Consider the following 17,550-nt stretch of genomic DNA (forward strand, 5'->3'; position numbering starts at 1 on the left):
GCAGGCCGTCGCCTCACTCTGCGTCGTAGGTCCAGCGATAGGCAGGGGGCGTTGGCCCCTTGTTGCGGCCGCCCTGCTGGGTTTGTTCCCATGCATGGGCGAGGATCCCGACCGACCGTGAGAGACCAAAGAAACCGCGCGCCAGGGGCGCCGGACATCCGAGTTCGGCATAGATCACGGCGGTTGCGCCGTCGATGTTCATCGGGACCGGTTTGCCGCGTTCGGTCGCGATATGAGCCTCGATGGCGCGGCCCACGGTCGCGTAGGCGCCGCTGACGGCTCCGGTTTCGGCGGCGTCGTCGACGAGGCCGAGCAGACGGGGCGCGCGAGGGTCCACCGGTTTGTGAAAGCGGTGGCCGAATCCGGGGATATAGGGACCGTTGTCGCGGCGCCAGTCGGTCAGGACAGCGCCAAGGTTTTCCGGGCCCGCGGCAACAGCGGCCTGGTAGAGTTCAAGCGCCTGTTCACCGGCACCGCCATGCACATCGCCCAGCATGTTGAGCCCGGTCGCCATGGCGGATTGCAAACCGATCCCGCAGGTTGCGGCCATGCGGGCAGCGGCGATGGACGGGGCTTGCGGTCCATGATCGACGGCGGCCACGAGAGCCGCCTCGAAGAGGGTCTCGCGCGGGCCGTCGATCTCGTCGCCGACAACCATGAGCCAGATCATGCGGGCAAACCCCGTGGTGCCGATCAGATCCTGCACCGGACGGCCGCGCAGCTCGATGCGGCCAGGTTCCATATCGATGATGCGGGTGCGCCACCAGTCTTTCACGTCATCCGTCATGTCACGCCTTCATTTTGCATTTCGGTTATGTCCGCAGCGGAATAGCCCAAGGCGCCCAGGATATCCTCGGAATTCGCCCCGAGCGCGGGCGGCGGGCTGTCCACCGCCGGTCGCGTGCCGTCGAACATGGCGCCGATCCGCATCAAGTCGAACGCCCGGTCAACACCCGGCGCGTCCTCGAACCGGGCCAGAAGGCCACGATCCGCGATCTGCGGATGGCCAAGGATCTCCGGCACCGTCATCACCGCGCCTGCGGGGACGCCGATCCCGTTCAACTCGCGCGACCAGTCACGGGCGGGACGTTTTGTCAGAACGGTTTCCAGTTCGGCTTTCAGGCGCAGGCGGTTGGCCTTGCGGTCTTCGCGCGTGGCGAAATCCGGATGTTCCAGCAGGTCCGGTCTTTCCAGGTGTCGGGCCAGCAGATCCCACTGCTCGTCTTTATTGGCGGCGATGTTGATCAGGCCATCGGCGCATTGAAACGTGCCAGAGGGTGCCGAGGTCGGGTTTTCATTGCCCTGCGGTGTCGGGGCGACGCCGCCGACCAGGTGGTTCGAAACCACCCAGCCCATCGTGGCCAGCACGCTGTCGAGCATGGAGATATCGATGAACGTGCCCCGATCTGGCGCGTTCAGGGCGGCGGTAATCGCCATGGCGGCCGTCAGGCCACCAACCGTATCGGCCAGGGGGTAGCCGACACGCAGCGGCGCGCTGTCTGCATCGCCAGTGACGGACATCACACCGGACAGGCCCTGGATGATCTGGTCATAGGCCGGTCGGTCGGCCCATGGGCCGTCCTGTCCAAATCCGGAAATCGCGCAGTAGATGAGGGAGGGGTTCCGGGTCTTGAGGCTGTCGAACCCAAGGCCCAGCCGGTCCATGACACCGGGCCTGAAGTTTTCGACCAGCACATCGGAGGCCGCCACGAGACGCGTCAGGGCCTGCTTGCCGCGCGGGTCCTTTAGGTTCAGCGTCAGGGATTTCTTGCCCGGGTTCTGGGCAAGAAACGAGATGCCCATCCCCTTGGCAGACAGCTCGGCATCAGCCCCGAGATTTCGGGCCAGGTCGCCGCGCGCGACCGCTTCGACCTTGATCACCTCTGCCCCCAGATGCGCCAGTTGATGACAGGCGAACGGGCCGGCGAGAACATTGGTCAGGTCGAGAACACGGATACCGCTGAGCGGTTTGGTCATGGGCTGTGACATGTGGTTCACTTCGGTCACGGCCGCACAAGGCGGCCCGTTTTGGCATCGCCCGGCGGGCGCGCCGCCGGGCCGGGTCTCGATCTGGCGGCATCAATCGCCATCCGCCACACCTTTGGCGCGGGCCTTTGCCCTGCGGGCGCGATAGCTGGGCAAGACGATGAGGATCGCCGCCAGCACCAGCAGACCCAGGGTCATCGGACGCTCCCAGATAAAGTCCATCCCGCGATAAAGCTGCATCGACCGGGCGAAATTGTCTTCAAGCATCCGGCCGAGGATGAAGCCGATCAGGAGCGGCGCCAGCGGGTAATCGGCAAAGCGGAAGATCGACGCCAAGACACCCAACCCGACCAGCATCAGCAGCTCTGTCGCGTTGTTCTGCCCGATATACGCCCCCATCAAGGTGAAGAACAGGATGAACGGGATCAGGTAATTGCGCGGGATCGCGAGGATCTTGGCGATATAGGGGATCAGCGGAAGGTTGAGGATCAGCAGCACGAAGTTCCCGATGAACATCGAGATGATGACCGCCCAGAAGACCTCTGGCGTGTCGGTCATCAGCCGCGGTCCCGGTGTCACGTTCAACGCGATCAAAGCCCCCAGCAGGATCGCCGTGGTCCCCGATCCGGGGATTCCGAGCGTCAGGAGCGGGACGAATGAGCCCGTGCACGCCGCGTTGTTGGCGGTTTCCGGCGCGGCCAGCCCCTTGACCGATCCATGGCCGAACTCGGCCTGGTCCTCACCTTTGGCGATGTTGCGCTCCACCGCGTAGCCCAGGAAGGAGGCGAGTGTTGCGCCCGCGCCGGGCAGCACGCCGACGAAAAACCCCTGCACCGACTGGCGGCCGATCACGGGGAGCATGGCCCTGCCTTCGGCACGCGAAAAGCGCAGCCCCGTGATCTTGTTCGGTCCCCCGTCGCCGCCGGAACCACGCGCCGGGTTCAGCACAAGGAACAGGGCTTCGGGCAGCGCGAACATCGCCATGGCCAGCGTGATAAAGGAAATCCCGGATTGCAGGTCCATCATCCCCAGCGTGAAACGCGGCATGTTGAACAGCGCGCCTTCGCCCACCGTGGCGAGAATCAGGCCCAGCACGGTCATCATCAGCGCCTTTGCGACCTGGCCGGTCCCGGCAAAGGCCGCGATCGCCGAGAGCCCCACAACCATCAGCGCGAAATATTCCGCCGAGTGAAACAGCAGCGCCAGCGAGCTCAGCGCCGGAGCAAAGATCATCAGAAGGATCACGCCCATCATGCCGCCTGCGAAGCTTGACACTGCGGCAATCGTCAGCGCCTTGCCCGCCTGCCCCTTGCGCGCCATGGGATAGCCGTCGAAGGACGAGGCCACCGTTCCCGCGACGCCCGGTGCGTTCAGCAGGATCGACGAGGTCGAGCCGCCGAAAATGGCGCCATAATAGACACCGGCCAGCAGGATCAGCGCCGCCGCCGGATCGCCCAGCGTGATCGCGATCGGGATCATGATGGCGATGATCGACATCGGCCCTAGCCCGGGCAACATGCCAATGAAGGTGCCGATAAGGCAGCCGGCGACCACCAGCAGCAGGTTCTTGATCGAGAATGCGGCCTCAAGGCCGATCAGGATACCTTCGAGCATGGCTCAATTCCCCAGGAAAAATGGAAAGGGCCGCAGGAAAATACCCAGGACCTGTTGCACGAGATACCAGACACACAACGCGGCCAGCAGCGACACCGGTACCATGATGTGGACCTTGCGCTCGCCCAGGATCGCGCTGCCGGCGATCAGGAAAAGCGTTGTCGCAATGAGAAAGCCGGCAGGCCGAAGCAGCAGCGCATAGGCCACCATCAAGCCCAGCAGCGCCAGCGCCTGGCCCAGCTTGTATTCGTGCAGGCGACGATAGTTGATTTCCGTTGCAGAGGGCTCTTTTCCGGCTTCGGGCTTTTCCAGCCCGAGCAATACGACCAGCCCGACGAGGATACCCAGCACGGCAAGAACCTTGGGAAAGGTCGATGGCCAGACAGGGTTCCTCTGCATGAAGGGTGGCACGTCCTGGTCCATGGTGAAAAAGGCCATGTAGCCGTAGGCGCAGCAGAAAACGATGAAGATCAGCGCGATCCAGCGATCCAGCGCCATTGCCATTCCCTCCCGATGAATGATCCGTCCCGGGTGACACCGCCCGGGATCGGGCGATGTCCTTGATGTGGCTCCGGCGCGGGCGCCGGGGTCGGCGGGGCGATCCCTTAGAGAAAGCCCAGTTCCGTCATCAGATCACCGATCTCCTTTTCCTGGTTTTCCAGGAAGGTGCGGAAGTCGTCGCCGGGGTTGAAGATGTTGACCCAGCCATTGCGGGCGCGCACGGTTTCCCATGCGTCGGTCTCGTACATGGCCTCCAGGGCCGAGATGTACTCCGCCACCTTCTCGTCGGAGGTGCCCGGTGCCGCGAAGAAGCCGCGCCAGTTCACGAAGGAGGTGTCGATCCCCTGCTCCATGAAGGTCGGTGCGCTGTCATAGGCCGGGACACGCTCTTCGGCGGTGACACCAAGGATGCGCACTTCGCCTTGTTCGGCCAGTGCAATCGCTTCGGAGAACCCTGTCGACAGGGCGTCGATCTCGCCCGACAACATGCCGGCCATGGCCTTGCCACCCGCGTCGTAGGGAATGTAATTGAGGTCGGTCGGCGCTTCTCCGGCCGCCTTCATCAACATCGCGGCCACCAGGTGGTCCATGCCGCCGGGAACCGATCCGCCACCAACGGCGAAATCCGGGCCCTGTTCGCTGTAGGCGGCCAGCAAGCCGTCCATGTCTTCGATGTCGCTGTCCGCCGGCACCACGAGCGCGGCATAGTCCCCGATCGTTCCCGCCACCAGCGTCAGGTCGCGGAAGCTCTGCGGGAACACGCCGGTGAGCGACCGGATCACGATCGGCGTGGAGTTCACCATCAGCGTGTTGTCGAGGCTCTCGGCGTTTTCGATCATGTAGCCGATCGCCTTGCCGCCACCACCGCCGGACATGTTCTCATAACTGGCCGAGCCGACAAGACCGGAATTGGTCAAGGCCTCACCGGTGCCGCGCGCCGTGCCGTCCCAGCCGCCGCCGGCGCCACCGGGAATGACGAAGTGCAGTTCCTCAAGGACCGTGTGTCCCCCGGCCTGCACAGAGCCGGACAGGGCCAGCGTGGCGGCCGCAGCGGCCATCACGACCCGGCGGGTCATGTTGATATTCATCTTGTATTCCTCCCGTTTGACAGGCGAAGCTGTTACGCCCATATTTCGTTGTCATCATAGAAAACTGACATGAGCCTGACACGCAATGGCACAAATTGCCGGAAGTGGCAGAAGGAGGGGTCCGCACCGTGCGGTATCTGCTGGTCGAGGACAACGCCGAACTGGCCGACAGCGTGGTGAAACGGCTGGCGATGGACGGTCATGCTGTGGATCATGCCCTCACGCTTGCCGATGCCGATGCCTGCCTGCGCACGGCGCGTTATGACCTGATCCTGCTGGACGTGATGCTGCCCGATGGCGACGGGCGCGATTTTCTGGCCCGGAGCCGCGCGCAGATCGAAACGCCGGTGATCGTCCTGACCGCCCGCGCCCAGGTGTCCGACCGCGTTGGCGCGTTGAATCAGGGGGCCGATGACTACATCACCAAGCCGTTCGATTTTTCCGAACTCGAGGCTCGGGTGCGCGCGGTGCTGCGCCGCAGGGGCGGATCGGCCCGCAACGAGATCACGCTGGGCACCGCGCTTTTTGATCCGATGTCGGGCAACCTGCGCCTGGGCGAGGATAACGTCGCGCTGCGCAATCGCGAAACGCGGTTGCTTGAGGTGTTTGCCCGCCATCCCGGACAGACCTTTTCCAAGGGGCAGCTTCTGGATCGGCTGTTTTCCTTCGACGCCGATGTGACGGAAAACGCGATCGAGGTCTATGTCGGTCGCCTCCGCCGCCAGATCGGACCGCTCGGTCTCAGGATCGAGACGGTGCGCGGGCTTGGATACCGGCTGGAGACGGAATGATCCCGCAGATATCCATCGGTCGCCGCCTCACGGCGCTTCTGGCGGGGGTGGCAGCGGTGTTGTCGCTCTTGTCCTGGTCGATGGTATCGGGGCTGGCGCGTCAGGCCGCCGCGCAGTCGCAGGACAACGTGCTTGCCGCGTCGGCGACCACCATCGCCGAAACCGTGCGCAGCGAACAAGGCGAGGTGCGTCTTGAATTGCCGTATTCCGCCTTTTCCATGCTGGGCGCGATCAGCGAGGACCGCGTGTTCTACAAGGTCACGGCCGGCGGCACGCTATTGACGGGCTATGCCGACCTGCCCGCGCCCCGGGCGGATCCGGCCTCTGGACGCATCACCTTTCAGACCGAGGATTACCTGGGCGAGGCCGTGCGCACCGCCTCTGTCCGGCGCAATGTTCTTGCCGGGACACGCGCGGTGCCCGTGGATGTCACGGTGGCACAAACTCTTGGCGGCGTGCGCGCGATATCGGGACAATTGTCCCGCACGGCGGCCGGGCTGTCGATTGCGTTTTTCATCGTGGCGGTGGGGCTTTCGGCGCTTGCGGCGCGGACGTCCCTGCGCCCGCTCAACAGCTTTGCGCAGGCGGTGTCCCGCCGCGGGCCGTCCGACCTGCGCCCCCTGCGCCGCGATACGCCCTCCGAACTGGCCCCGCTGCGCAGCGCGCTCAACCGGTTGATGGACCGGCTGGGTCAATCCATCCGCCGATCCGAGGATTTCATCGCAGAAGCGGCCCACAGGGTGCGCACGCCCCTGGCGACGGTGCGTACACAGGCCGAGATCGCGCTGCGCAGCGCGCCGGATGCGGATGCACGCCAAAGACTGCGCCAGATAATCCGCGCCGTGGACGAAAGCTCGCGCTCGGCCGGTCAGTTGCTGGATCATGCCACGGTGGCGTTCCGCGCCGAAGACCTCGCGCAGGACCGCATGGACCTTGGCGTGCTGGTGACCCAAACCGCCGCGGCGCTGGAGCCGACAGCGACGATGAAAGACATCCGTCTCGAACTTGACACGGCCCCGGCGCATGTCAACGGCGACGCGGTGCTGCTGGACAGTGCGCTTCGAAACATCCTGGACAACGCGATAAAATATTCTCCCGAGGAAACCACCGTGCGGATCAAGGTGCGCGCGGCAGAAAAAACGGCCCGGATCACCGTGTCTGATGATGGCCCCGGCCTTGGCGACGGCCCGGCCCGGGCCCTGACCGGGCGCTTCTGCCGTGGCAGCAACACCGAGGGCATTATCGGCTCTGGTCTTGGCCTGACGATCGCGGCAGAGGTGCTGGAGGCCCATGGCGGGCAACTCGACCTTGGCCCCAACCCGGAAGGAAACGGTACATGCGTCACATTTGTCTTGCCCTCTGCCTGAGTGTCCTGGCCCTTCCCGGGCTTGCGCAAGAGATCGAGGCGCGCAAGGTCTATCCCGGTACCGGCGATCACAGCCTGCGGATCATTTCCACCGCCGACCTGGACGTGTTCCACCCCTATATCCTCGCCTTTCAGAAAGCCCGTCCCGACCTGACCGTGGAGTACAGCGTCGCTTCCTCGGTCGAGCTTTACAAGGCGATCCGCGCCGAAGCCGAGTATGATCTTGCCCTGTCATCGGCCATGGACCTGCAAATGCAATTGGCGAATGACGGCTTTGCCCAAGGCTATCGCTCGACCCGGACAGATGCCCTTCCCGACTGGGCCAGATGGCGCGATCTCATCTACGCGTTCACCGCCGAACCGGCGGTGGTCGTTCTGTCGACCAAGGTGCTGGGAGATCGCCCCCTCCCCGCGACGCGGCAGGACCTGATCAATTTGTTGCGCACCCACCCCGACCGCTTCGTGAACGCCGTTGGCACCTATGACGTGCGCGAAAGCGGGCTGGGCTATCTTTTCGCCACGCAGGAAGCGCGCTCCACCGACGCCTACTGGCGCTTGAGCGAAGTCATGGGCCGACTGTTGCCGCGGTTATTCTGCTGCTCCAGCCAGATGGTCGAGGAGGTCATCGCCGGAGACCTTGCGCTCGCCTACAATGTTCTTGGCAGCTATGCCAGCGAACGCCTGGCCCGGGAAACCGATGATACGATCCGGATCGTGCGGATGGAGGATTTCGCCAATGTCATGCTGCGCACCGCCATCATCCCGGCCAACGCCCGCAACACCGACGACGCGGGAGCCATGATGGACTGGCTTCTGGAGGTTGGGCTGCGCGAAAGCGCGGATGCCTGGCCCCTGCCCCCGCTCAACAAAAGCTCTGCGGCGGCAACCACGGGCTTTGGCCCCATCCGGCTTGGCCCCGCGCTGATGATCTATCTCGATCCGTTGAACCGCCGCGCGTTCCTGGAGGAATGGGAAAATGCCCTGGAGCAGTGAGGATTTGGCCCGGACACAGCGGCTTGGCATCGCCCGTTGGTGCCGCCCGACATGCAAGACAGGGTCGACATAGGCAGACACGAGCCAACGCGCGGTCCACCCGGTTCCTCAGTGGTTTCGAACTCAGTTCAAAGTCACGCGCCAGCCGCCTGAAATGATCGGGTGCAATTGACGGGGCGACACATGGTGTACAGTCTTTGTCGGGAACGCTCCGGTGCGCCCGCCGCAGACCCCCGTCAACTGGCCGAGTTCAATGCGCGGCTTCGCCTTTGGCCATCGCCAGATGATGCGCCCGGTGATGGTCGCCGGTGGCCATCAGCCCGAAGAACCCGAGCGCCTGGATGCGGACCGCGGCGGCGGCGTCGGCACCGCGCACCGTCCAGACAATCTCGGGGCCATCACGCGTCACCTCTGACTGCCAGCCGGTCTCGGCCGCGAGAACCGGACCATGTGCCGGAACCATGCGGGACGCGGCCTCGCCCGGTCGCCCTGCCGTTCCGACCCGCATCCTGAGACCGTCCGGCACCGGCTCGGAGCGGACGCTTGCTCCGAGGACAAGCACGTTCATGTCGACCAGGTGCGCGCGCAGGCCGTCAATATCGACGCGGTTCCAATCAGTCTCCGGATCGGCAGACAGCATGGCGACGATTTCTGCAATTGCGGCGAAGGCGTCGTCTCCCGGCTCGGTGGGCAACTCTGCTGTCTCGGACCCCGACATATCATGTCCCATATGGCCTGAATGGTCCGCCTGCTGCGCCGCCAGGGGTGTTGCGGCAGCGATTGCGAGGGCGGCGATGGCTCGATTGAGCGCTTTGGAAAACATGCGAAAATCCTTGTTGATTCAACCCACGACTAGCCAAGACACCCCTGGTCTGGATATGATGACGATCATGTCACTGCCCGGATTTTTCGATCGATTGGAACAGGCCTGCCCCGCGGGGAGCGCACGGACGATCGCGCTGGAACCCGGACAGGTTTTGTTTCGGCAGGGGGACGATCCTCCCGGGCTGCTGTTTCTGACGGATGGGCAGGTCGAGCTTGTCCGTCACACGGATGCAGGGCGACGTGTCCGGATTCACACCGCGCGGAAAGACGAGACATTCGCAGAAGCCTCGATCTTCGCCGACCATTGCCATTGCGACGCTGTCGCGGCAGCGCCCTCAAACCTGCGTCTCCTGCCAAGGCGCCTGGCGTTGCGCGCCTTCGAGGCCAGGCCCGACCTTGCGAATGTCTTCAGCTTGCACCTCGCACAATCGCTGATGAAGGCGCGGCGCCTGCTTGAACTTCGTGCCATCACGCCATTGACAGAGCGGGCTTTGGCGCGACTGAGCGACCTTGCGGACGCCGAGGGCGCATTGCCACCGGAGATGTCGCTCATGTCGATTGCAGCCGATCTTGATGTGACCGCACCGGCGCTCTACCGCGCCATCGCGGTTCTCGAACAGCGCGGCCAGTTGACCCGGCCAGAACGCGGACGGGTCCGATTGCTGAGTGATCAGAGCCACCAGACGGCCCAGAGCGCCAAGCCAGGGGGCAGGTCGTAGGCAAGACAAAAGCGGCATGTACCAGCGCCGCGCGGCGTTCCGACACCGCGACGCGCGGCAGCACCAAATGCAACGGCACCGCAAGCAGATCAGCCCGGAGGACGCCGCCCATCGCGTCATGGCCCGTGGAGGACTGGGACGCTGTCACCTGGCGGTTTCGTCCCGCGCGGTGACCTGAGCCTGGTATGCGCGTTCCCGCTCCGGCCACTGGGTCTTGATCCAGTCGAGGACGTCGCGCAGGTCATCCTCGGAATAGTCCTCCCCGAAGCCCGGCATGTTGCTTTCGTAGCTGCCCCCAACCACGGCCGCAGTGCCGCGCATCGTGATGTCCAGAAGCACGCGGTCGGGATGGTGCCAGGTGTGGCCCGTCGCGTCATGGGGCGGCGCCGGCAGCCGTCCGTCCGGGCCGGGCGAGCGCCAGTCAGCCTGCCCTTCGAGGTCAGCGCCATGACAGACGGCGCAGGCTTCGGCGTAGATGGCCGCGCCCCGGGCAAGATCGGGCACGCGGGCATTACCGCCCGCATCCCCGGTCGCGGCGCCCCGGACCCAAACAGTCGCCACGAGACCCGCAACCACAAGCCCCGCCCCAAAGATGACAAGCCCCCTCACAGCTTCATCCCCCGGAGCCGCAACGAATTTCCGATGACCGAAACAGATGACAGGCTCATCGCCGCCGCTGCGATCATCGGCGACAGCAGCACGCCGAAGAACGGAAACAGGATACCTGCCGCGACAGGCACGCCGGCCGAATTGTAGACGAAGGCAAAAAACAGGTTCTGCCGGATATTGCACATCGTCGCCTGCGCCAGAACACGCGCGCGCACGATGCCGCGAAGGTCGCCCTTCACAAGGGTCACCCCCGCGCTTTCCACAGCAACATCCGCGCCTGTGCCCATGGCGATACCGACATCCGCCGCAGCGAGCGCGGGCGCGTCGTTGACCCCGTCTCCGGCCATGGCCACGGACAGGTCTTGCGCCTTGAGGTCGGCGATCAGGTCCGCCTTCTCCTCTGGCGACACCCCCGCGCGCACGTCGTCGATATCCAGTTCCTGCGCGACCGCGTCCGCCGTGCGCTGGCTATCGCCGGTCGCCATGACGATGCGCAGATCCGCGTCATGCAGATCGCGGATCGCGCCGGCGGTCGTTTCCTTGATCTGGTCTGCCACCGCGACGATCCCGGCGAGGTTGCCATCCACGGCAAGCAGCATCGCGGTCTTGCCTGCATCCTGAAGGTTGGCAATCTGCGCCTCGACCTGTGCGACGTCAATCTCCAGATCCTTCATGAGCCGTGTGTTGCCCAGCGCGACCGGCGCGCCATCGACCTTGCCCCGCACCCCCTGGCCGGTCACGGCGTCGAAATCGGTCGTATCGAGGCGTTCGACATCGCGATCCTCGGCGCCGGACAGGATCGCCTCGGCCAGCGGATGCTCGGACCCGCGCTCAAGCGCCGCGGCAAGGCCGAGAATCCGATCCTCGCCAATATCTCCAAGGGCGATCACGTCGGTCAGGCTCGGCTGCCCCTCGGTCAACGTCCCGGTCTTATCGAGCACCAGGACATCGACGCCCGCGAACCGCTCCAGCGCCTCGGCGTCGCGGATCAGGACACCCGCCTGCGCCCCGCGCCCGGTTGCGACCATTATCGACATCGGCGTGGCAAGCCCCAGCGCACAGGGGCACGCGATGATCAGGACGCTGACGGCGGCGACGACGGCATAGCCCAGGGCGGGTGCCGGCCCGAAGATCAGCCACGCCACGAAGGCCAGCACCGCGACACCGATCACGGCGGGCACGAAATACCCGGCCACCCGGTCGGCCAACGCCTGGATCGGCGCGCGCGAGCGCTGCGCCGCCGCCACCATCGCCACGATGCGGCTCAGGACCGTGTCGCTGCCGACCGCCTCTGCCGTCATCACGAAAGACCCGGTCTTGTTGAGCGTCCCGCCCGTCACGCTGTCGCCATCGGTTTTCTCGACCGGGACAGGCTCACCGGTGATCATGCTTTCATCGACCGAGGACCGGCCCTCGGCCACCGTGCCGTCGACGGGGACGGACTCGCCCGGGCGCACGCGCAACCGGTCGCCGGCCTCCACGGCGTCGAGGGGGACGTCCTCTTCCTCGCCCGACCCGGTCACGCGCCGGGCCGTCTTGGGCGCGAGGTCCATCAGCGCGCGGAGGGCATCACCCGTGCGGTCACGCGCCGTCAGCTCCATCACCTGGCCCACGAGAACAAGGATCAGGATCACCGCCGACGCTTCGAAATAGAGCGGCGGGCCGTGCTGTCCCTGAAGTTCGGCGGGAAAAACCCCCGGCAGCAGCAACGACACCAGGCTGAAGCCGTAGGCCGCACCAGTGCCGATGGCGATCAGCGTCCACATGTTCAGGTTGCCCGTCACGATCGACGACCAGCCGCGCTTGAAGAACGGCTGCGCCACCCAGACGACAACCGGCGTGGCCAGCAGAAATTGCAGCCAGCGGACTGTCGTGCCCCCGAACCAGTCCGCCCAGGGCATCCCCACCATGCTGCCCATCTCGAGCACCAGCACGGCCAGCGCCAACGGCCCGCCGATCCACAAGCGACGGCGGAAATCGACCAGCTCGGGGTTCGGCCCGGACTCCGCCTGCGGCATCATCGGCTCCAGCGCCATGCCGCAGATCGGGCACTCGCCGGGCCCCTCCTGAACGATCTCGGGGTCCATCGGGCAGGTATAAAGCGTGCCCTCGGGCATTGGCTTTGGCGCCTTGCCGTCGCCGAGATAGTCATCCGGCGCGGCCTCGAACTTGTCCTTGCACCGCTCCGAACAGAAGTAGAAGCGCTTGTCCGCGTGCTTTGCCACATGCCGCGCCGTGGCCCGGTCGACGGTCATGCCGCACACCGGGTCCTCTGCCTCGATATAAGCATCCGGATCGGCCGCGAACCTGTCCCGGCATTCGTCGTCGCAAAAGTGGTAGACATGCCCGTCGTATTCCATTTGGGGCTTGTCGTCCTCCGGATCGACGATCATCCCGCAGACCGGGTCGCGCGTGACGGTCTCGGCAGCTTGGGTGGTCTGGGCCATGGTGAGAACCTCCGTTTCAATATACCTAATTCTTCCACTCACTGGAAGGTCAAGGGATGACACGCTATTGACCCTCCAGTAGGTGGAAGCCCTATCTACAGGTCATTGGGATCACAGGCGTCACACGAAAGGAAACCCACCATGAAGAGGATGCTCACGTTATGCGGCACAACCGGCATGGTGGGTTTCGGTCCGGCCGCCTCCGGCATGGCCGTCGCGGCTCCCTCGGGCGGTCGATCCTTCGATCACCACGGCATGATGGGTTGGGGCGGTTGGCTTACAGGGCCGGTCATGACGCTGATCTTTTTTACCCTTCTCATGGGCACGATTGTGCTTGTGGTCAGACGGCTTGGCGCAGACAGACCCCGATCCGGTGATAAATCGGAAGACACCGCAATGACGAGTCTTCGGCACCGCTTCGCCAAGGGTGAGGTCAGCGAACACGAATACGAGGTGTCACAGAAAGTGCTTGATGGAGCGAAGACATGAATATCAGTGAGGTCGCAGCCGCGAGCGGTCTGCCCGCCAAGACTATCCGGTATTACGAGGATATCGACCTCGTGCATCCGGCACGAAGCGCCAACGGCTATCGTGCCTTCAGTGAGCGGGACGCGCACATGCTCGCCTTTCTCGGCCGGGCGCGGTCGCTCGGTTTCTCGATCGAGGAGTGCCGCACGCTTCTGTCGCTCTACGAGGACCGGGCGCGGGCCAGCGCGGACGTGAAAAAGGTCGCCATCGAGCATCTCGACCGGATCGCGCGCAAGATTGGGGAGTTACAAGCGATGCAAGCCACGCTGGAAACCCTTGTTACACAGTGCCACGGCGACGGCCGCCCGGACTGTCCGATCCTCGACGATCTCGCCGGTCTGGAGGGACACAAAGCGTGACCTTGCGGCCTGCCATAGCGGGTCTGGGCAGTGTTGCCCTGGTGGCTCTGGCCGTCTGGTACAGTCAGAGGCCGGCGGCGGACGCGTCTGGCAAGATCGATCTGGCGACACTCGCGATCCCCGATCTTACCGAGGACCAGACAACCGGAAAGATGCTGTTCGATGGCAATTGCGCCGCATGTCACGGTGAGAACGCGGCTGGCTCGGACCAGGGTCCACCGCTTGTTCATCGAATCTATGAACCCGGCCATCATGGCGACATGGCCTTTGCTCTCGCAGCGGCGCAGGGCGTGCGCGCGCATCACTGGCGCTTCGGAAACATGCCCGCAATCGAGGGTGTGAGCAAAGAGGACGTGGTGCAGATCACGGCCTATGTCCGCGCGCTGCAGCGCGCAAACGGTATCAATTGAGAAGGAAACCCATGACACCTCGCGACATTCTAATGCCCTTTACCGCTGCCGCGATTGCCAGCCTCTTGGCCATGACCGCCGCCGCCCATTCCGAGAAGGAAGCGACGACCCCGGCGGATGGCGCGACGCTGTCCGAAACGCCGGACATGGTCCACATGATATTCGACGACCCGATGCGCGTGACGATGGTCAGGCTGTTGAACGAGGATGGGGCCGAGATGCCGTTGGAGCGCGGCACAGGTCTTGATCCGGCGCTGGAATTCCACGCGGAACCCGAACCGCTTGGCCCGGGCGCCTACACCGTGGAATGGCGCGGCCTGTCCAGCGATGGCCATGCGATGTCGGGACGCTTTTCCTTTGAAATCGGAAACTGATCCAGGATGCTGGCCACGTTGACGTCCGCTGACGCGCTGACCTGGATGTCGATCCTTGTAAAGGCGCTGACCTATGCGACCACCCTCGTGGCTGCGGGGAGCGTTCTGGTCGCCTGCGCGCTGCGCAGGCTCGATGCGGAAATGCGGCGGTCGCTGGCGCGCATTGCAGTGGTCTCGGCCCTCGCCGCTGCGGCCCTGAGCCTCCTGCGCTTTCCCGTTCGCGCAAGTTTCCTGATGGGCGGATCGCTGGACGGGGCGCTTGACCCGGCGATCCTCGGCATGGTTGCGGATGGCCCTCTTGGCACAAGCGTCACGCTCCGCCTGATCGGGCTGGCACTGATCCTCGCGATCCTCTTTCCATGGCGGCGGGCGCAGTGGGTCGCCGCAGCCGGCGCCATGGTCGTGGCCGCGTCCTTTGCGTTTCGCGGCCACGCGCTTGATGAGCCGCGGGTGCTGCTCGGCCTGCTGATCACCGTTCATATTCTCGGGCTCGCCTTCTGGATCGGGGCCTTCGCGCCACTGGCACAGGCATCGGCACGAGGCGAAGCCGACATTGCGGGTCCACTGGCACAGGAATTCGGCGCCAAGGCGCTCTGGGTCGTGGGCGCGCTGGTGGCGGCCGGAGCGCTGACGCTGCTGCTGTTCGGAGCGGCCACACCGACGGCGCTGGCGACACCATACGGACAGGCCTTCGCGGTGAAACTCGCGCTGTTCGCGGGGGTCCTGTCGCTCGCGGCCCTGAACAAGATGTACCTGACGCGGGCGCTTCTGGCCGCCACACCGGGCGCCGGCAGCCGTCTGCGGCGCTCCATCGGGATCGAGGCGGCCCTGGTCGGGGCGATCCTGCTCACGACCGCGGCGGTCACCACCGTCACATCGCCACCGGGACTCTCGGAGCAAGCCATCCTGTCCGGGGAGCGGCAGGATGCCATGGCTGCGTGTCACCCCACGCGCTGCTACCATCCAAATCAAACAGATCGATCAGGGAGATACGATACATGAACCGCAGACATTTCATTTTCACCGGCCTCGGTGCGGCATTGGTTGCCGGTCCGGCGTCGGCGGCCCCCACCCGCATCGAGGTCTACAAGTCACCGACCTGTGGTTGCTGCTCGGCCTGGATTGAGCACATGGTGCAAGCCGGATTTGACACCCTTGCGCGTGACGTCGAACAGGAAACGCTCTGGTCGATGAAGGCGCGCGCGGGCGTCACACCGGACCTCGGATCCTGCCACACAGCCTTCGTCGACGGCTATTTCATCGAGGGCCATGTGCCCGCAAGCGATGTGGAGCGGCTGCTTGCCACCCGTCCGGCTGCGCTCGGGCTTGCGGTGCCCGGCATGCCGATCGGGTCACCCGGCATGGAGATGGGCAACCAGCGCGATGCGTTTGACACTCTGCTTGTGCTGCAGGACGGCACGACGGAGGTCTTCCAGCGTCACGCCTGATCCGGCGGGCAGCCTGCCTGCGGCTGACCTGCGCCCGCGTGACGCGACACCATCTTCAGAGATACGAGGCCCAGCGCGGATGCGCGTCGTCCACGACGAAGCGATGCGCGTGGCGGCGCACGCCCCGAAGGTGCGGGTGGTCGAGCGGCAGGTTGTCGTGGGTGTGTTCGAAGGTTTCGGGATCGCCCGATGGCCAAACGCGCAGGGCCAGGAGCATCCCGGCGCCGGCCACTGCCGCCAGCAGCCCAAGGGCTGCGACCGGGCCGAACTGCGTCATCAGCCAGCCCGACAGCGGATAGGTCACCAGCCAGCAGGCGTGGCTCAGCGCGAACTGCGCGGCGAAGACCGCGGGGCGATCCACGGTATGGGCCGAACGGCGCAAAAGGCGACCCGACGGGGTGAGCACCGCCGAATAGCCAAGACCGATCAGCAGCCATGCGCCGAGCAGGAACGGCCAGTCGAGGCCGTGGGTTGCGACCTCGGCCGCCAACGCGAGCAGGGTCATCCCCATAAGCACGGCCCCACCGACCATCACCGGGCGGTCCGACACCCGATCCAGCAGGCGCGGCAGCGCCAGCGCCGCGATCATCGACCCTGCCCCGAAGGCAAAGATCGTCCAGGCGAGCGCGCTTTCCGACAGGCCCAAAAGGCCCCGCACCAGAACCACCGAGTTCACCAGCACCATCGCGCCTGCCGCCGCGGCAGCGAGGTTCAGCGCCAGAAGCCCGCGCAGCCGCGGCGTGGCGAGGTAGATGCGGATGCCGCGTGTGGTGCGGTCGTAGATGCCGCGCGGCTCTGAGGGCTTGGGGCTGGGCTGGACCACCGAAACCACCAGTGCCGCCGAGGCCGCGAAGCCAATGACCGTGCCAAGGAACAGGGAATTATAGCTCAGCACCGCCAAGAGCAGCGCGGCGAGTGTGGGGCTGACGATATTTTCCAGGTCATAGGCCAGCCGAGACAGCGACAGAGCGCGGGTATAGCGTGCCTCTTCGGGCAGCACGTCCGGGATCGTCGCCTGGAAGGTCGGCGTGAACGCGGCCGAGGCCGATTGCAGCGCGAAAATCAGGACATAGACCTGCCAGACCTCGGTCACGAAAGGCAGGCACAGCGCAGTCCCTGCCCGAACAATGTCCAGCGCCACGAGAAGACCGCGCCGGTTGACCCTGTCCGCGAAGGCGCCCGCGAGCGGTGCGATGCCAACATAGGCCACCATCTTGATGGTGAAGACCGTGCCCAGAACCATGGAGGCATTGTCGCCCGCCAGATCGTAGGCCAGCAGCCCGAGCGCGACGGTGGCCAGCCCGGTGCCGAGCAACGCGACAACCTGCGCGGCGAACAGGTGGCGGTAGGTGCGGTCAGCGAGGATCTCCAGCATGGTTGGCCTCAAGGATAGCTGCTGAGGGTCTTCAGCACGGCCTTGTCGACCGCCCGAAGCTGCCGCGTGAGCAAGAGGCAGGGCCTGCCCGTCTCGATCATGCCGACCCCCGCGCCC

General features: G+C 65.2%; 19 protein-coding genes. 10 read left to right on the forward strand and 9 right to left on the reverse strand.

Annotation, left to right across the window (positions count from 1 at the left end; translation table 11 throughout):
• Positions 1-13: 13 nt before the first annotated feature.
• From LCF59_RS12380 to LCF59_RS12400, 5 genes are all read right to left on the reverse strand, one after another.
• Positions 14-787 carry a citryl-CoA lyase gene (locus LCF59_RS12380; protein ID WP_292287920.1) on the reverse strand — a complete coding sequence of 258 codons (774 nt, stop codon included), beginning with the start codon at positions 785-787 and terminating at the stop codon, positions 14-16.
• Positions 784-1,989: a CaiB/BaiF CoA-transferase family protein gene (locus LCF59_RS12385; RefSeq protein WP_292287921.1), complete on the reverse strand. Its 1,206-nt coding sequence runs from the start codon at positions 1,987-1,989 to the stop codon at positions 784-786. Before LCF59_RS12385 ends, LCF59_RS12380 begins: the two co-directional genes overlap by 4 nt.
• Positions 1,990-2,079: 90 nt before the next feature.
• On the reverse strand, positions 2,080-3,600 hold the full coding sequence (locus LCF59_RS12390; RefSeq protein ID WP_292287922.1) for a tripartite tricarboxylate transporter permease: 1,521 nt from the start codon (positions 3,598-3,600) through the stop codon (positions 2,080-2,082).
• Between the two features lie 3 nt (positions 3,601-3,603).
• On the reverse strand, positions 3,604-4,098 hold the full coding sequence (locus LCF59_RS12395) for a tripartite tricarboxylate transporter TctB family protein (protein WP_292287923.1): 495 nt from the start codon (positions 4,096-4,098) through the stop codon (positions 3,604-3,606).
• 107 nt (positions 4,099-4,205) lie between these two features.
• The gene (locus LCF59_RS12400) at positions 4,206-5,189 is read right to left on the reverse strand and encodes a tripartite tricarboxylate transporter substrate binding protein (RefSeq protein ID WP_292287924.1); all 984 of its coding nucleotides are present in this window, start codon (positions 5,187-5,189) and stop codon (positions 4,206-4,208) included.
• A gap of 128 nt (positions 5,190-5,317) precedes the next feature.
• On the opposite strand from LCF59_RS12400, the gene LCF59_RS12405 reads away from it, so the two are divergent.
• From LCF59_RS12405 to LCF59_RS12415, 3 genes are read left to right on the forward strand one after another with little or no spacing between them, the layout of a single operon-like run.
• Entirely contained in the window at positions 5,318-5,980 is a 663-nt protein-coding gene (locus LCF59_RS12405) for a response regulator transcription factor (protein WP_292287925.1), read from the forward strand.
• On the forward strand, positions 5,977-7,347 hold the full coding sequence (locus LCF59_RS12410) for a sensor histidine kinase (RefSeq protein WP_292287926.1): 1,371 nt from the start codon (positions 5,977-5,979) through the stop codon (positions 7,345-7,347). Before LCF59_RS12405 ends, LCF59_RS12410 begins: the two co-directional genes overlap by 4 nt.
• Complete coding sequence (locus LCF59_RS12415) at positions 7,317-8,339, forward strand: ABC transporter substrate-binding protein (protein ID WP_292287927.1); 1,023 nt, start codon at positions 7,317-7,319, stop codon at positions 8,337-8,339. The genes LCF59_RS12410 and LCF59_RS12415 overlap by 31 nt, the downstream gene beginning before the upstream one ends.
• 250 nt (positions 8,340-8,589) lie before the next feature.
• Here the strand turns inward: LCF59_RS12415 and LCF59_RS12420 are convergent, their stop codons facing one another.
• On the reverse strand, positions 8,590-9,162 hold the full coding sequence (locus LCF59_RS12420; RefSeq protein WP_292287928.1) for a hypothetical protein: 573 nt from the start codon (positions 9,160-9,162) through the stop codon (positions 8,590-8,592).
• 67 nt (positions 9,163-9,229) lie between these two features.
• Here LCF59_RS12420 and LCF59_RS12425 point away from each other — a divergent pair, with 67 nt between their 5' ends.
• A complete protein-coding gene (locus LCF59_RS12425) occupies positions 9,230-9,883 on the forward strand; it encodes a Crp/Fnr family transcriptional regulator (protein WP_292287929.1) in 654 nt (217 codons plus the stop codon).
• A gap of 144 nt (positions 9,884-10,027) precedes the next feature.
• Here the strand turns inward: LCF59_RS12425 and LCF59_RS12430 are convergent, their stop codons facing one another.
• Both LCF59_RS12430 and LCF59_RS12435 read right to left on the reverse strand, forming a co-directional pair.
• Complete coding sequence (locus tag LCF59_RS12430; protein WP_292287930.1) at positions 10,028-10,492, reverse strand: cytochrome c; 465 nt, start codon at positions 10,490-10,492, stop codon at positions 10,028-10,030.
• Positions 10,489-12,939, reverse strand: coding sequence for a heavy metal translocating P-type ATPase (locus tag LCF59_RS12435; RefSeq protein WP_292287931.1), 2,451 nt, complete (start codon positions 12,937-12,939; stop codon positions 10,489-10,491). Before LCF59_RS12435 ends, LCF59_RS12430 begins: the two co-directional genes overlap by 4 nt.
• Before the next feature lie 141 nt (positions 12,940-13,080).
• Between LCF59_RS12435 and LCF59_RS12440 the strand changes: the two genes are divergently transcribed.
• From LCF59_RS12440 to LCF59_RS12465, 6 genes are read left to right on the forward strand one after another with little or no spacing between them, the layout of a single operon-like run.
• The gene (locus LCF59_RS12440) at positions 13,081-13,428 is read left to right on the forward strand and encodes a hypothetical protein (RefSeq protein WP_292287932.1); all 348 of its coding nucleotides are present in this window, start codon (positions 13,081-13,083) and stop codon (positions 13,426-13,428) included.
• Positions 13,425-13,826: a Cu(I)-responsive transcriptional regulator gene (gene cueR / locus LCF59_RS12445; protein WP_292287933.1), complete on the forward strand. Its 402-nt coding sequence runs from the start codon at positions 13,425-13,427 to the stop codon at positions 13,824-13,826. The genes LCF59_RS12440 and cueR overlap by 4 nt, the downstream gene beginning before the upstream one ends.
• Positions 13,823-14,236, forward strand: a complete 414-nt coding sequence (locus LCF59_RS12450; RefSeq protein WP_292287934.1) for a c-type cytochrome — start codon at positions 13,823-13,825, stop codon at positions 14,234-14,236. The genes cueR and LCF59_RS12450 overlap by 4 nt, the downstream gene beginning before the upstream one ends.
• Before the next feature lie 11 nt (positions 14,237-14,247).
• A complete protein-coding gene (locus LCF59_RS12455; protein WP_292287935.1) occupies positions 14,248-14,610 on the forward strand; it encodes a copper resistance CopC family protein in 363 nt (120 codons plus the stop codon).
• Between the two features lie 6 nt (positions 14,611-14,616).
• Complete coding sequence (locus tag LCF59_RS12460) at positions 14,617-15,612, forward strand: CopD family protein (protein ID WP_292287936.1); 996 nt, start codon at positions 14,617-14,619, stop codon at positions 15,610-15,612.
• Complete coding sequence (locus LCF59_RS12465; RefSeq protein ID WP_292287937.1) at positions 15,609-16,058, forward strand: DUF411 domain-containing protein; 450 nt, start codon at positions 15,609-15,611, stop codon at positions 16,056-16,058. Before LCF59_RS12460 ends, LCF59_RS12465 begins: the two co-directional genes overlap by 4 nt.
• 55 nt (positions 16,059-16,113) lie before the next feature.
• On the opposite strand, the gene LCF59_RS12470 is transcribed toward LCF59_RS12465, so the two are convergent.
• Positions 16,114-17,433 carry an MFS transporter gene (locus LCF59_RS12470; RefSeq protein ID WP_292287938.1) on the reverse strand — a complete coding sequence of 440 codons (1,320 nt, stop codon included), beginning with the start codon at positions 17,431-17,433 and terminating at the stop codon, positions 16,114-16,116.
• Between the last annotated feature and the right edge of the window lie 117 nt (positions 17,434-17,550).

The organism is Marivita sp. (assembly GCF_020055675.1).
Classification (GTDB): domain Bacteria; phylum Pseudomonadota; class Alphaproteobacteria; order Rhodobacterales; family Rhodobacteraceae; genus Marivita.